At 74.7% G+C, this 12,663-nt stretch carries 12 protein-coding genes and 1 pseudogene; 7 read left to right on the top strand and 6 right to left on the bottom strand.

Translation table 11 applies throughout. From position 1 onward, the window contains the following. Positions 1-44: 44 nt before the first annotated feature. Positions 45-1,442, top strand: coding sequence for a PrsW family intramembrane metalloprotease (locus IFT72_RS06795; protein WP_192045968.1), 1,398 nt, complete (start codon positions 45-47; stop codon positions 1,440-1,442). 42 nt (positions 1,443-1,484) lie between these two features. On the opposite strand, the gene IFT72_RS06790 is transcribed toward IFT72_RS06795, so the two are convergent. Beyond that, positions 1,485-2,843 carry an MFS transporter gene (locus IFT72_RS06790; protein WP_192045967.1) on the bottom strand — a complete coding sequence of 453 codons (1,359 nt, stop codon included), beginning with the start codon at positions 2,841-2,843 and terminating at the stop codon, positions 1,485-1,487. A gap of 62 nt (positions 2,844-2,905) precedes the next feature. Here IFT72_RS06790 and IFT72_RS06785 point away from each other — a divergent pair, with 62 nt between their 5' ends. The 3 genes from IFT72_RS06785 (at position 2,906) to IFT72_RS06775 (ending at position 6,589) form a co-directional block, all read left to right on the top strand. After that, the gene (locus IFT72_RS06785) at positions 2,906-3,280 is read left to right on the top strand and encodes an FKBP-type peptidyl-prolyl cis-trans isomerase (RefSeq protein ID WP_192045966.1); all 375 of its coding nucleotides are present in this window, start codon (positions 2,906-2,908) and stop codon (positions 3,278-3,280) included. Further along, positions 3,280-4,119 carry an aldo/keto reductase gene (locus IFT72_RS06780; RefSeq protein ID WP_192045965.1) on the top strand — a complete coding sequence of 280 codons (840 nt, stop codon included), beginning with the start codon at positions 3,280-3,282 and terminating at the stop codon, positions 4,117-4,119. The genes IFT72_RS06785 and IFT72_RS06780 overlap by 1 nt, the downstream gene beginning before the upstream one ends. Before the next feature lie 133 nt (positions 4,120-4,252). Continuing rightward, the gene (locus IFT72_RS06775; RefSeq protein ID WP_192045964.1) at positions 4,253-6,589 is read left to right on the top strand and encodes a UvrD-helicase domain-containing protein; all 2,337 of its coding nucleotides are present in this window, start codon (positions 4,253-4,255) and stop codon (positions 6,587-6,589) included. Here the strand turns inward: IFT72_RS06775 and IFT72_RS06770 are convergent. From IFT72_RS06770 to IFT72_RS06755, 4 genes are all read right to left on the bottom strand, one after another. After that, positions 6,586-7,182: a DinB family protein gene (locus IFT72_RS06770; protein WP_192045963.1), complete on the bottom strand. Its 597-nt coding sequence runs from the start codon at positions 7,180-7,182 to the stop codon at positions 6,586-6,588. The two genes, IFT72_RS06775 and IFT72_RS06770, sit on opposite strands and share 4 nt — an antisense overlap. 85 nt (positions 7,183-7,267) lie before the next feature. Continuing rightward, positions 7,268-7,873: a hypothetical protein gene (locus IFT72_RS06765; protein WP_192045962.1), complete on the bottom strand. Its 606-nt coding sequence runs from the start codon at positions 7,871-7,873 to the stop codon at positions 7,268-7,270. After that, positions 7,870-8,247, bottom strand: a complete 378-nt coding sequence (locus IFT72_RS06760; RefSeq protein WP_192045961.1) for a protealysin inhibitor emfourin — start codon at positions 8,245-8,247, stop codon at positions 7,870-7,872. The genes IFT72_RS06765 and IFT72_RS06760 overlap by 4 nt, the downstream gene beginning before the upstream one ends. A 113-nt stretch (positions 8,248-8,360) precedes the next feature. Beyond that, positions 8,361-9,404, bottom strand: coding sequence for a M4 family metallopeptidase (locus tag IFT72_RS06755; RefSeq protein ID WP_192045960.1), 1,044 nt, complete (start codon positions 9,402-9,404; stop codon positions 8,361-8,363). Positions 9,405-9,588: 184 nt separating this feature from the next. Here IFT72_RS06755 and IFT72_RS06750 point away from each other — a divergent pair, with 184 nt between their 5' ends. Next, entirely contained in the window at positions 9,589-10,128 is a 540-nt protein-coding gene (locus IFT72_RS06750; protein ID WP_056056260.1) for an adenine phosphoribosyltransferase, read from the top strand. A 9-nt stretch (positions 10,129-10,137) separates the two neighbouring features. Here the strand turns inward: IFT72_RS06750 and IFT72_RS06745 are convergent, their stop codons facing one another. Next, on the bottom strand, positions 10,138-10,881 hold the full coding sequence (locus IFT72_RS06745) for a M50 family metallopeptidase (RefSeq protein ID WP_192045959.1): 744 nt from the start codon (positions 10,879-10,881) through the stop codon (positions 10,138-10,140). A gap of 96 nt (positions 10,882-10,977) precedes the next feature. On the opposite strand from IFT72_RS06745, the gene IFT72_RS06740 reads away from it, so the two are divergent. Together IFT72_RS06740 and rpsO are read left to right on the top strand one after the other, a co-directional pair. Beyond that, entirely contained in the window at positions 10,978-11,433 is a 456-nt protein-coding gene (locus tag IFT72_RS06740) for a VanZ family protein (RefSeq protein ID WP_185232983.1), read from the top strand. A 94-nt stretch (positions 11,434-11,527) separates the two neighbouring features. After that, positions 11,528-11,770: pseudogene (rpsO, locus tag IFT72_RS06735) on the top strand (30S ribosomal protein S15); the annotation flags it as partial. Positions 11,771-12,663 lie beyond the last annotated feature (893 nt).

Genomic DNA, 12,663 nt, shown 5'->3' with positions numbered 1-12,663 from the left:
CGTCGCGGCGCGCCCTCCCCGTGCCGGGTGCGTAGGGTCGTGCCATGACCTGGACCGACCCTCGTGGGCAGCAGCCCTGGCCCCACGACCCCCAGCGCCCCGTGGTCTCGAACCCCGACCCGGTCTGGTACCCCGTGCAGCCCGTCTTCACCCAGGCGCCCCCGCGACGCCGCGTGGCGAGCACCGTCTCGCTCGCGGTCGGCTTCACCGTCATCGGCGTCTTCGCGCTCGCCGTGGTCGTCTACTTCCTGCTCTTCCTGCAGCCGGCCGTCATCGTCGCGGCGAGCGTGCTCGCCTTCGTGCCGCTCGCGATCGTGCTGACCGGCATCTGGCTCGTCGACCGCTGGGAGCCCGAGCCCCGCGTCGCCCTGCTCTTCGCCTTCACGTGGGGAGGCGCGGTGTCGGTGGGCACGGCCCTGATCGTCGACCTCGTGGTCGGCTCCGTCCAGTCGCTGGTCGGCATCGGCGCCTCGAGCGGGTCGGAGGTGCTCGGCGCGGTCGTCCAGGCGCCCATCGTCGAGGAGGCCGCCAAGGGCTTCGGCGTGCTGCTGGTGCTGTGGATCTTCCGCCGCCACTTCGACGGGCCGGTCGACGGCATCGTCTACGCCGCGACCGTGGCGGCCGGGTTCGCGTTCGTCGAGAACATCCAGTACTTCGCGGTGCAGGTGACCGACGACCTGTTCAGCGGCAGCCAGGGGCTGGTCTTCGTCTTCGTCGTGCGGGCCCTGATGTCGCCGTTCGCCCACGTCATGTACACCGCGTGCACGGGCATCGCGCTCGGCTACGCGGCCCGGCGGACGGGCCCCTACGGCGCGATCGGCTTCTTCTTCCTCGGGCTCGTGCCCGCGGTGCTGCTGCACGCGCTCTGGAACGGCGCGCTCGTCGTGGTGGGCGACTCCTTCTTCGTCTACTACCTGCTCGTGCAGGTGCCGATCTTCCTGGCGATGATCGGCCTCGTGGTCTTCCTGCGCCGCAACGAGCGGCGCGTGACGCACGCCCGTCTCGCGGAGTACGCGGCCGTAGGCTGGTTCAGCGCCGACGAGGTCGCGATGCTCTCGACCTCGGCCGGTCGTCGACGGGCCCGCCGCTGGGCGGCGGCGGCGGGGGTGGGGCCGGCCATGAAGCGCTTCGTCTCCGACGCCACGCGCCTCGCGTTCACCCGGCAGCGGATGGTCAAGGGCAGCCGTGGCGGCGACCCGTCGGCGCAGCGCGACGAGGGCGAGCTGCTGACGGCCCTCGCCCGCAGCCGGGCGGCCCTGCAGGCGCCGACCGCCGCCTTCGTGGGCCACGCCCCACGGCCCGAGCTGCCGCCGACGCAGGCCGGCTGGGGCGCTCCGCCCGCCGGCGGCGGGCAGGGCTCGTACTGGCAGGGCGGCCAGACCGGCGGCGCGGCGCCGCAGACCGACCCCTGGGGTCGGCCGGTCCCGCCGCCGCACTGGTGAGGGGCGGGGCGGTCACGGTGGTGGCCGCCACGGCGTCGGGGGCTACGGCGTCGGGTGCGCGGCGTCGTAGCGGCCGAACGAGGGCGTGAGCCGGGCCGCGACGACCATCAGCACCACGATCAGCGCGCCGCCGAGCAGCGGGGGCCAGGCGACGCCGGCCACGGCGACGAGCCCGACGAAGAGGTCGCCGACCCGAGGCCCGCCGGTCACCACGACGATGAAGATGCCCTGCAGCCGCCCCCGCATGGAGTCGGGCGCGGCGGCCTGCAGGATGGTCGAGCGGAAGATCGAGCTGACGTTGTCGGCCGCCCCCGCGCCGGCCAGCGCCAGCGCCGCCGCCGCGAGCGGCAGCAGGTCGGCCTCGGCCAGGCCCTCGGTCAGGCCGCCCGACCCGTGGCCGGGGGCGAGCAGCAGCACGAGGCCGAAGGCGAGCACGAACCCGCCGTAGACCGCGATGGCCCGCTGCACGGCGCGCCCCTGGAGGCGCACGTGGCCGAGGCGGCCGCTGAACACGCTGCTCAGCAGCGCCCCGACGGCGTACGAGGCGGTGAGGACGCCGACCGTCACCGCGCCTCCTCCGATCACCACGGCCCCGACGACGGGGAAGAGCACGCGCGGCTGGCCGAAGGTCATCGCGACGATGTCGAGCACGAACGTGGTGCGGATGTTGGGGGAGCGGCGGAGGAAGCGCAGGCCCACCATCAGCGACGAGAGCCCCGGCCGCTGCGTCTCGCCCTCGGGCCGGATCGGCGGCAGGGTGACGATGCCGAGGAAGGCGGTGCTGAACAGGACGACGTCGACCGTGTACGTCAGCGGGAAGCCGGCGCCGGCCACGAGGATCCCCGCGAGCGCCGGTCCCACCGTCAGCATCAGGCCCGTGCCGATCCCGCTGAGGGCGGAGGCGGCGGGCAGCAGCGAGACCGGCAGGAGGCGCGGGATGATCGAGGCCCGGGAGGTCGCGATCATGGTGCCCGCGACCGCGTTGACGCAGGTCAGGGCGTAGAGCAGCACCACCTCACGGAGGCCGAGCCAGGCGTGCAGGGCGATCGCCCCGGTCGAGAGCCAGGCGAAGACGGCCGCGACCAGCGCGACCTTGCGGCGGTCGAAGGCGTCCGCGAGCATGCCGCCGTAGAGGCCGGCGAGGATCATCGGCACCAGCGAGACCACGCCCACGAGGGCGACCGAGAACGTCGAGCGCGTGATCTCGTAGACCTCGAGCCCGACGGCCACGAGGGTGAGCTGCGTGCCGATGCCGCTGATCGTGTTGCCGACGAACAGCCGTGCGAAGGCGGGGCTCGCCCGGAGCGGGGTCGTGTCGACGAAGAGCGGCCGGCGCGCCTCGGCGGCCTTCGGGGCGCCCTCGGACGGCGCGGTCTCGGGGGCGGGGTCTGGAGTGGACAAGCCTCCATCATCGTCCACGCGCGCGCACCGTGGTGCCGGGGTCGGGTGCTTGGATGGGAGGCATGACACACGACCCCCAGACCAAGCCCGAGATCGACGCTCCCACCGGCCCGGCCCCCGCCGACCTCGAGATCAGCGACATCACCGTCGGCGACGGCGCCGAGGCCCAGCGCGGCTCGACCGTCGACGTCCACTACCTCGGCGTCGAGTTCGACTCCGGCGAGGAGTTCGACTCCTCCTGGAGCCGCGGCGAGTCCGTGAACTTCCCCCTCGCCGCGCTCGTCCAGGGCTGGCAGGAGGGCATCCCCGGCATGAAGGTCGGCGGCCGCCGCCAGCTCGTCGTCCCGCCGCAGCTGGCCTACGGCCCCGCCGGCAGCGGCCACCCGCTCTCGGGCAAGACCCTGATCTTCGTCATCGACCTCATCGGCGTCAGCTGATGGCCCTGCGTCCCGCCCCGTCGGTCGGCCTGGCCGACGGGCACACGATCCCCGCGCTGGGGCTCGGCACCTACGGCATGGACGGCGACGAGGGCGCGGCGCAGGTCGCCGGCGCGATCGAGTCGGGCTACCGCCTCCTCGACACCGCCCTGAACTACGGCAACGAGGGCGCCGTCGGCGAGGCGATCCGCCGCGTCGACGTGCCCCGTGACGAGCTCGTCGTCACGACGAAGCTGCCCGGCCGCCACCACGGCTACGAGGAGGCCCTGGCCAGCTTCGAGGAGAGCCGGGCGGCGCTCGGCGTCGACGTCGTCGACCTCTACCTGATCCACTGGCCGCTGCCCCGGGTCGACAAGTACGTCGACGCGTTCCGCGCCTTCGTGAAGCTGCAGGAGGACGGCCTCGTCCGCTCCGTCGGCGTCTCGAACTTCACCGAGGCCCACCTGCAGCGCCTCGCCGACGAGACGGGCGTCGTGCCCGTCGTCAACCAGGTCGAGCTGCACCCGTACTTCCCGCAGGCCGAGCTCCGCGCCGTGCACGAGCGGATGGGCATCGTCACCGAGAGCTGGAGCCCGCTCGCCAAGCAGAGCGAGCTCCTGACGGAGTCGGTGGTCACCGAGATCGCCCGTGCCCACGGGAAGACGCCCACGCAGGTCGTCCTCCGCTGGCACGTCCAGCTGGGCGCCGTGCCGGTGCCGAAGTCGGCCGACCCCGGTCGGCAGCGCGAGAACCTCGACGTCTTCGACTTCGAGCTCACCGAGGCCGAGGTCGTCGCGATCAGCGGCCTCGAGCGCGGCCGGCTGTGGGACGGCGACCCGGAGACGCACGAGGAGTTCTAGGCCCTCACTGCGCCTCCCGCACGACCCCGAGACCGCACCGACCCGCACCGGGCCGGTGCGGTCTCGTCGTGGTGCCCGCGGCCCCGGCGGCACCGGGGGTGGAGCCGGGGGGAGTCGCGTGGACGGTAGACTGATGCGCCGACTTTCCCGAGGGGTGCGACCGCCAGTGACATCATCCGAGCTCGACCGCGAACGCTCCTACGTGGGCACGCTCTACGCCCGTCTCGACGAGCTCAAGGGGGACGCCCGCGTGCGCCTCGAGCGCGTCCGGGCCGAGTCCGTGGGCGGCAACCACCAGAGCCGCAGCGAGCGCGACGCCTACGCACGCCTCTACGAAGACACGATCGCGCAGCTCGGCGCCGTCGACGAGCGCCTCGCCTTCGGCCGCCTCGAGCTCGAGCAGCCGGACGAGCTGGGCCAGGGCGACGCCGTGGCGATGCCCGGCACGGGCGGCCGCTACCGCTACATCGGCCGCATCGGCCTCCGTGACGAGCAGCACCACCCGATCCTGCTCGACTGGCGCGTGCCCGGCGCCAGCGCGTTCTACCAGGCCACGGCGGCGACCCCGATGGGCGCCAGGGCCCGTCGGCACCTGACCCTCGACGGCCGTCGCGTCACGCGCCTGGAGGACGAGGTCTTCGACCCCGAGCTGCTCGACCGCGACGACGTCCAGCTGCAGGGCGAGGGCGCCCTGATGGCGGCGCTCACCGCGCAGCGCACCGGCCGCATGACCGACATCGTCGCGACCATCCAGGCCGAGCAGGACGTCATCATCCGCTCGCCCCTCGACGGCGTGCTCGTCGTCCAGGGCGGGCCCGGCACCGGCAAGACGGCGGTGGCCCTCCACCGCGCCGCGTACCTGCTGTACTCGCACCGCGACCGCCTGCGCGGGTCGGGCGTGCTCGTCGTCGGCCCGTCGCGGTCGTTCCTCCGCTACATCGAGCAGGTGCTGCCGTCGCTCGGCGAGACCGGCGTCGTGCTCTCGAGCCTCGGCGGGCTCTACCCGGGCGTCGAGGCGCAGACCGACGACGCGCCCGAGGTCGCGGCCCTTAAGGGCTCGGCCGAGATGGCCGACCTGATCCGTCGGGCGGTGCGGTCGCGGCAGGTGCGACCGACGCAGCCGACGACGATCGACGTCAACGGCGAGCGGCTCGTCGTGCAGCCCGAGCTCGTCGCCGAGGCGATGCGCAAGGCGCAGGAGCGCGGCAAGCAGCACAACGTCGGCCGCGTGACCTTCAACAAGGCGGCCCTCTCGGCGCTGACCCGGCAGCTCGTGGCGCAGATGCGCGACCACGGCACGACCGTCGACGAGTCCGACGAGGCCGTGCTGCGCGAGGACATCCGCCAGACCCACGACGTCAAGGTGCTGCTGAACACCGCGTGGCTGCCCCTGTCGGCCGAGAAGCTGATCGAGGACCTCTACGCGCGCCCGCAGTGGCTCGCGACGATCACCCAGCGCTGGAGCCCGAGGCAGCGTGCCCTGCTGCAGCGGCCCCGCGGCTCCGAGTTCACGATCTCCGACGTGCCGCTGCTCGACGAGGCCGCCGAGCTGCTGGGCGAGTTCCAGGCCGGCGTCGACCCCGAGAGGCTGGCCCGCAAGCAGCAGCGCAAGCGCGACATCGAGAACGCCGAGCGCGCCATCGAGAACATGGGCGTGGAGGGCATGGTCTCGGCCGAGCAGATCGCGGGCGGCTTCGCCGAGCGCGCCGCGTCGATGACCACCGCCGAGCGCGCCGCCGGCGACCGCACCTGGGCCTTCGGCCACGTCGTCGTCGACGAGGCGCAGGAGCTCTCGCCGATGCAGTGGCGCCTGCTCTCGCGACGCTGCCCGCTGCGCTCGTTCACCGTCGTGGGCGACATCGCCCAGGCGTCGAGCCCTGCCGCGGCCTCCTCGTGGGACGTCGCGCTGCAGAGCCTGCTCGGTCGCCGTCGGGGCTCGTCGGTCGCCGGCACCTCGGCGCCCTGGCGCCTGGAGGAGCTCACCGTCAACTACCGCACGCCGAGCCAGATCGTCGACCACGCCGAGCGGCTGGCGATCGAGGCGGGGCTGCGCATCACGCCCAGCCGCTCCGTCCGGTCGAGCGAGTGGCCCGTCCGCGAGGTCGCCGTCGGAGCCGGGGGAGCAGGGGGAGTCGCGGGTCGTGACGCCCTCGTCGCCGCCGGCGTCGAGGCGGTCGCCGCCGACCGGGCCGTCGACGACTCCGGGACGCTGGCCGTCATCGCCCCGCAGGGCCTGGTGGGCCCGCTCGTCGACCGGCTCGTCGAGCTGTTCCCGGGGCAGGTCGCCCCCGGCACAGCGTCGCTGACCAAGCCGATCTCGGTACTCAGCCCCGCGACGTCGAAGGGCCTCGAGTTCGACGCCGTCGTGATCGTCGACCCCGAGGGCGTGCGGGCCTCGTCGGCCCGCGGCGCCGCCAGCCTCTACGTCGCGATGACCCGCCCGACGCAGCGCCTCACCGTCGTCGGCTAGCGCAGGGGCTGCTCCAGCCCGGCCGCCCGGTGGGCGGCCTCGGCGACCCGGTCGTGGTGGGCGCGCCAGCCCGCCGCGTCGCGGTCGGGCACGTTCGGGTCGCCCGGCCCGGAGCCGAGGCGGCCGTCCACGAGCTCACGGGCGAGGTCGGCGTGCCCCGCGTGCCGGGCGGTCTCGACGCAGAGGTGCACGAGCACCGTGTGCAGCGTGACCTCCTGTCGGCCCGCCGACCACCACGGCACGAGGCCGGGGGAGTCGAGGTCGAGCTCGCGCACCGTCGCGTCGGCGTGCTCGGCGGAGTGCCGGGCCAGGTCGACGATCGAGGCGCGGCTCTCGTCGGCGGTCGCCCACAGGTCGGCGTCGGGGTCGACCTCGTCGTCCGACCACGCGGGCGAGAGCGGCGACGGCCGGCCGAAGACGTCGCCGAGATAGCCGAGCTGCACGAGGGCCGTGTGCTTGACGAGGCCGAGCAGGTTCGTCCCGCTCGGCACGAGCGGTCGACGGGCGTCGTGCTCGCCGAGGCCCTCGAGCTTGCCGAGCAGGTCGCCCCGCTGGCGTGACAGGTAGCGCTGCAGCGTCTCCTTCTGGTCCATGGCCCCCAGGGTGCCCCGTCGGGGCTCCCGGCACCAGCCCCCGTCGCCCCCGTCGGCGTCGTGTCGGGTCGGGCAGGGGGCCGGCTCAGTTGTAGTCGGCGGGCCAGGTGAACCCGGGAGGTGCGGTGACGGCCTCGCCCGCCGGCGCGAGCACCAGCGCCACGTCCTCGAAGTCGCTGAGCCGGATGCCCGCGGGGTCGCCGCCGTAGCGGCTCCCGTCGACGAACACGGTGAGCGACCGCCCGTCGTCGCCCCCGAGGTCGCCCACGCCGGACTGGTCGAGGTGCACGCCCCACTCCGTGAAGAGCTGGCCGAGGACGAACGACTCACGGCGGGGCGACTCGACGTGGACGATCCCCGACGTGTCGTGCGTGTGGATCGGCGCCGCGAACTTCGTCCCCGAGTCGTGGCCGATGTCGCCGGGCACGGTCACCGGCTCGCCGTCGACGGTGATCGACAGGTGGCTGTGCACGTGCATGGCGAGGTCCTGGCCCCAGACGTTCTCGAGGCCGGCGAGCTCAGCCCGCCCGGGCCGGTCGTCGACGTCGGGCACCGGCCACGGCGGGGCGGTCTCGGCCCCGACGACGCGGGCGGGGTTCGACGACTGGGCCACCGCGACGCCGACCCCGCCGCCGACGACGACGAGCGCGCTCGCGACGAGGGGGAGGAGGGCCCGCCGGGAAGGGCTCATCGTTCCCCGGCGCCCGTGCCGGAGGCGGCACCGGCTCCCGTGGTGGAGGTCGCGCCGGCGCCCGTGGCGGAGGTCGCGTCGGCGTGCGGTGCGACGGCCGACCCGACCGTGCGCACCCGGTCGACGAGCTCGCGCCACGGTCCGGTGAGCTGCTGCTCGGGCAGCGTCGCCTCGCGCACGGGCTGGGCCTCGACGACGATCACCCAGACGAAGCGGTCGGGCTGCGCGCCGTCGGCGGTCGACGGCGTCGACGACCAGGGGAGGCCGTCGATGAGCACGAGCCACGACTCGGTGTCGGGCTCGGCCTCGACGTCGACCTGCCACGACCGCGTGAGGCCCGCGAAGCCGCCGGTGCGCTGCACGGTGACGATCATGGCCGCGATGCTACCCCGGGTGCCCCGGGGCCAGCAGTGCAAGGGCAGGGCGCCCGCCGGGCGCCGGGGAGCGTGCCCGCCGCCCCGCCGCCCCGGCGCCCCGTCGCCCCGCCTCAGGCCGCGGGCAGCACCCCGACCCCGCGCCACCCCTCGGTCGTCGCGCGGGCCTCGCTCGACCCGGCGCCCCACCGCCCCTCCGCGGCGGCGACCGTGACGGCGGCGAACTCGGCGAACGTCGAGGTCGGCGACACGTCGCCGCTGGTGATCGCGTCGTACCAGACCTGCCCGGCGCGCTCCCACGCGCGGCCGCCGAGGGCCGTGGCCACGAGGTGGAAGGCCTTGTTGGGGATCCCCGAGTTGAGGTGCACGCCCCCGGCGTCCTCCGTCGTCTCGACGTAGTCGTCCATGTGGGCCGGCTGCGGGTCCTTCCCGAGCACGTCGTCGTCGTAGGCCGTTCCCGGCGCGGCCATCGAGCGCAGCGCCCGCCCCTGCACCTCGTCGGTGAACAGGCCCTCGCCGATCAGCCAGCTGGCCTCGTCGGCCGCCTGCCCGAGCAGGTGCTGCTCGACGAGCGCGCCGAAGACGTCGCTGACCGACTCGTTCAGCGCCCCGGATTGCCCCTCGTACTCGAGCGCCGTCGTGTACTGCGTCACCCCGTGCGCGAGCTCGTGGCCGACGACGCTCACCGACGCCGTGAAGCGGCGGAACACCTCGCCGTCGCCGTCGCCGAAGACCATCCGCCGGCCGTCCCAGAAGGCGTTGTCGTAGTCGAGCCCGTAGTGCACGGTCGCGTCGAGCGGCAGGCCCGAGCCGTCGATCGACGACCGGCCGTACGCCTCGAGGAAGAGCGCGTGCGTGGCCCCGAGGGCGTCGTAGGCCTCGGTGACGGCGACGTCGTCCGTCGGCGGCTCGCCCTCGCGGCGCACCACGCGGCCGGGCAGCTCCTCGGTGCCCCCGGCGTCCGAGATCGTGCGCTCGAGCGGGCCGTCGACGGCCACGGCGCCCTGCCGGGCCGGCGGCACGGCCGCGCGGAGCGCCCGCACCTCCTCCATCTGCCGCAGGCCCTGGCGGGCGGCCTCGGGGGCCCGTGAGAGGCGCGGCGAGTCGGCCCGGGCGAGGTGGTCGAGCAGGTAGGGCGGCACGATGAAGCGGGTCATGGCTGCACTCTCGCACCGGCCCCCGACATCGGCCCGACAGTTCACACGATCGTCACGGGAGGCGCTCCGGGGCCCCGCACCGCGCCTCCCGCAGGCCTGCACCGCGCCTCCGACCGGCCGGCCCCACGCTCGCTCGTCGACCCGGCGCACGGGGCCGCCCCGCCGCCCCGGTAGCGTTGTGCGGATGACCGCCTCCGACGCCTCCGCCCTGGTCGACCGCATGATCGCCGTCGTCCCCGACTTCCCCGTGCCGGGCATCCTCTTCCGCGACGTGACGCCGCTGTTCTCCGACGCGGACGCCTTCGCGACGGTGACGGCCGCGCTGAGCGAGCCCTTCGACGGCGCCTTCCAGGCCGTGGCCGGCATCGAGGCCCGGGGCTTCGCGCTGGCCGGCGGCATCGCGATCGAGCAGGGCGTCGGCGTGCTCACCGTCCGCAAGGCCGGCAAGCTCCCCGGCGAGGTGCTCAGCGAGAGCTACGCGCTCGAGTACGGCGAGGCGACCCTCGAGCTGCGCCCGAGCCAGCTGCCCGCGGGCACCCGGGTGCTCGTCGTCGACGACGTGCTCGCCACCGGCGGCACCGCCGAGGCGACCGTCACCCTCCTCGAGCGCGCGGGCTACGAGGTCGTCGGCATCGCCGTGCTGCTCGAGCTCGACGGCCTGCCCGGGCGCGACCGCCTCGCCTCCCGCCTGCCGGTCCACGCCCTCTCGAGCGCACCGGCCTAGGTCGGGGCCCTACGGCGCGGGCCAGCCGGGGAAGAGCAGCAGGCCGCAGCCCACGACGCAGGCCGCCGTCACCGCGACGAAGACGCCGACCCACAGCACTCCCGGCACGTGCGTCAGGCGGGCGAGCTGGTCGGCGTCCGACTGCGTCGACCCGCCGCGGCGGGCGCTGCGGCGGCGGCTGGACTGCAGCTCGAGCGAGGCGCGGACGGCTCCGAGGCCGAGCACGCTGACGAGCGCCAGGCCGAACGACTGCTGCCACACCACGGGGGCGAGCCACGTCACGCCGCCGACGACGGCGGCCCCGACCAGCACGACCCAGAGCCCGAACCAGTTGCGGATCTGCACGAGCATCAGCGCCAGCAGCAGCACCAGCGCCCAGAGCAGCCCCGCCGCGAACCCCGCGGCGAGCAGCCACGAGGCCCCGAGCGCGGCGAGCGCGGGCGCCGGATAGCCAGCCAGCAGCGTGACGACCATCCCGAGGCCGGTCGGCGGCCCGCTCGACACCGTGAGGCCCGAGGTGTCGCCGTGCAGGCGGATGCCCGAGAGGCGTCGCCCGCTGAGCACCGCGGCCAGGCCGTGCCCGCCCTCGTGCACGACGGTGACCGCGTGGCGCACGAGGCGCCAGGTCGTCGGGACGAGCACGAGCAGCGCCCCGACGGCGACCGCCGCGGCCGTCCACTCCGGCGGCAGGGGCGCGGCGCGCTCGGCGACCCGGGCCCAGAGGTCGGCGACGGTCTCGGGTGCGGTGGTCATCCGGCCAGCCTAGGAGGCGCCTCCCGGGCTCCGTCCGAGGGATGAACCTGGGCCGCCTGGCAGCTGTCACGGCCGGGGGTGCCCCACCATGGAGGGATGCGCCGCGCCGTCCTCCTCCTCGCCACCCTCGCGTACCTCGCCGGGGTCGCCTGGATGACCCTCCGACCCACCGTCTACGGCGACGGCACCTCCGAGCTGCTCTGGCGGGTGCTCGACCTCGCCGCCCGGCACGAGGAGACCGACTGGATCACCTTCGCCCGGGTCGAGGCGGCCGCGAACGTCGCGATGTTCGTGCCGATGGGCATGTTCCCGGCGTTGCTGCTGCCGAAGCGGGCGTGGTGGGTCGGCGTCGTGGTCGGCCTCGTCGCGACCGTGGCCATCGAGTCGTACCAGGCGACGGTGCTGTCGGCGACGCGCTTCGCCGACCCGCAGGACCTCGTGATGAACACCCTCGGAGCCGCGATCGGCGCGGCCGTCGTCGGCCTCGTCCTGCCGAGGAGTCGCCGGTCGCGTCGCCGCAGCCGGTCGCCGCGGCAGAGCCCGGCCTGGTAAGCTCCTCAGGTTGCCGTCAGAACGGCCGCGGATCAAGAGAGCCTGCACATCCTGTGACGGGCGCCGCGCAACGAAGAGGAAGGGGATCCCAGACATGGCCCTTGCACCCGAAGTCAAGACTGCGATCATCGAAGAGTACGCGACGCACCCCGGCGACACCGGATCCCCCGAGGTCCAGGTCGCCGTGATGACGCAGCGCATCCTCGACCTGACCGAGCACCTCAAGGAGCACAAGCACGACCACCACTCGCGTCGTGGCCTCCTCCTCCTCGTCGGCCAGCGCCGTCGCCTCCTGGGCTACCTGTCCAAGGTCGACATCGAGCGCTACCGCACGCTGNGGGGGGCCGTTCTCGTTCCGGGGCCGCCGAGGCGCCCGTCAGTACCAGTTGTTCGCGACGGAGTGCGCCCAGGCCGCGCACATCGTGCCGTACCGGCCGTGGATGTAGCTGAGGCCCCAGTCGACCTGGGTCCGGTAGTTCGTCCGCCAGTCGAGGCCGGCGCTGGCCATCTTCGAACCCGGCAGGGCCTGCGGGATCCCGTACGCGCCTCCCGACGGGTTCGTCGCGGTGGTCCGCCACCCCGACTCCTTGTTCCAGAGCTGGACGAGGCAGGAGTACTCGGCACCGGTGCCGACCTGGCTCGCGGCGTAGGCCTTCGCGCCGGCTGGGTCGTTCACGGCGCCGGACGGGGGAGCGGTCGAGCCCCCGGGGGCGGGGGCGGGGGCGGGGGCAGGGGCCGGTGCGGGGGCAGGAGCAGGAGCAGGAGCCGGAGCCGGAGCCGNGCCGCAGCCCCGGCAGCCGCAGCCGCCCGCGCCTGCTCCGCGATCGCGGCCTTCTCCGCCTCGCCCTCCCGGTACTGCCGCTCGACCTCGGCCGAGGTGTCGTTGAGCGTCGCGAGCTGGGCGTACAGCTGGTCGGACTGCGTCGTGGCCGACGCGACCTCCGCGTCGGCGGCGGCCTGCGCGGCCGTCGCGTCGGCGGCCCGGTCGGCGGCCTCGTCGGCGAGCCGCGACTCCTCGGCCCGCGCGACCTGGGCCTGCGCGGTCAGCGAGGCGACCGTGCCGCTCGTCGTCGTCGCCTCGGCGAGGACCCCGCGCCACCGGTCGCCCAGCTGGGTGAGCGCCCCCAGCTGGTACAGCACCTGGTCCGGGTCGGTGGCGACGAGCAGCTCCGTCGACGGCGCCTGGGGGCCGCCGACCCGCGAGAGCCGCGCGGCGAGCTGTCCCGCCTG

It is taken from the genome of Frigoribacterium sp. CFBP 8754, from assembly GCF_014841815.1.
GTDB lineage: Bacteria > Actinomycetota > Actinomycetes > Actinomycetales > Microbacteriaceae > Frigoribacterium > Frigoribacterium endophyticum.
Note: the sequence above shows the minus strand (reverse complement) of the source record. Positions and strands in the feature narration are given on the sequence as shown.

Excerpts from the sequence above, each read along its gene's own strand:
- IFT72_RS06770 (WP_192045963.1), bottom strand. The coding sequence starts at position 7,182 with ATGGACCAGAAGGAGACGCTGCAGCGCTACCTGTCACGCCAGCGGGGC.
- IFT72_RS06775 (WP_192045964.1), top strand. The coding sequence starts at position 4,253 with ATGCGCCGACTTTCCCGAGGGGTGCGACCGCCAGTGACATCATCCGAG.
- IFT72_RS06765 (WP_192045962.1), bottom strand. The coding sequence starts at position 7,873 with ATGAGCCCTTCCCGGCGGGCCCTCCTCCCCCTCGTCGCGAGCGCGCTC.
- IFT72_RS06750 (WP_056056260.1), top strand. The coding sequence starts at position 9,589 with ATGACCGCCTCCGACGCCTCCGCCCTGGTCGACCGCATGATCGCCGTC.
- IFT72_RS06785 (WP_192045966.1), top strand. The coding sequence starts at position 2,906 with ATGACACACGACCCCCAGACCAAGCCCGAGATCGACGCTCCCACCGGC.
- IFT72_RS06795 (WP_192045968.1), top strand. The coding sequence starts at position 45 with ATGACCTGGACCGACCCTCGTGGGCAGCAGCCCTGGCCCCACGACCCC.
- IFT72_RS06780 (WP_192045965.1), top strand. The coding sequence starts at position 3,280 with ATGGCCCTGCGTCCCGCCCCGTCGGTCGGCCTGGCCGACGGGCACACG.
- IFT72_RS06755 (WP_192045960.1), bottom strand. The coding sequence starts at position 9,404 with ATGACCCGCTTCATCGTGCCGCCCTACCTGCTCGACCACCTCGCCCGG.
- IFT72_RS06760 (WP_192045961.1), bottom strand. The coding sequence starts at position 8,247 with ATGATCGTCACCGTGCAGCGCACCGGCGGCTTCGCGGGCCTCACGCGG.
- IFT72_RS06745 (WP_192045959.1), bottom strand. The coding sequence starts at position 10,881 with ATGACCACCGCACCCGAGACCGTCGCCGACCTCTGGGCCCGGGTCGCC.
- IFT72_RS06740 (WP_185232983.1), top strand. The coding sequence starts at position 10,978 with ATGCGCCGCGCCGTCCTCCTCCTCGCCACCCTCGCGTACCTCGCCGGG.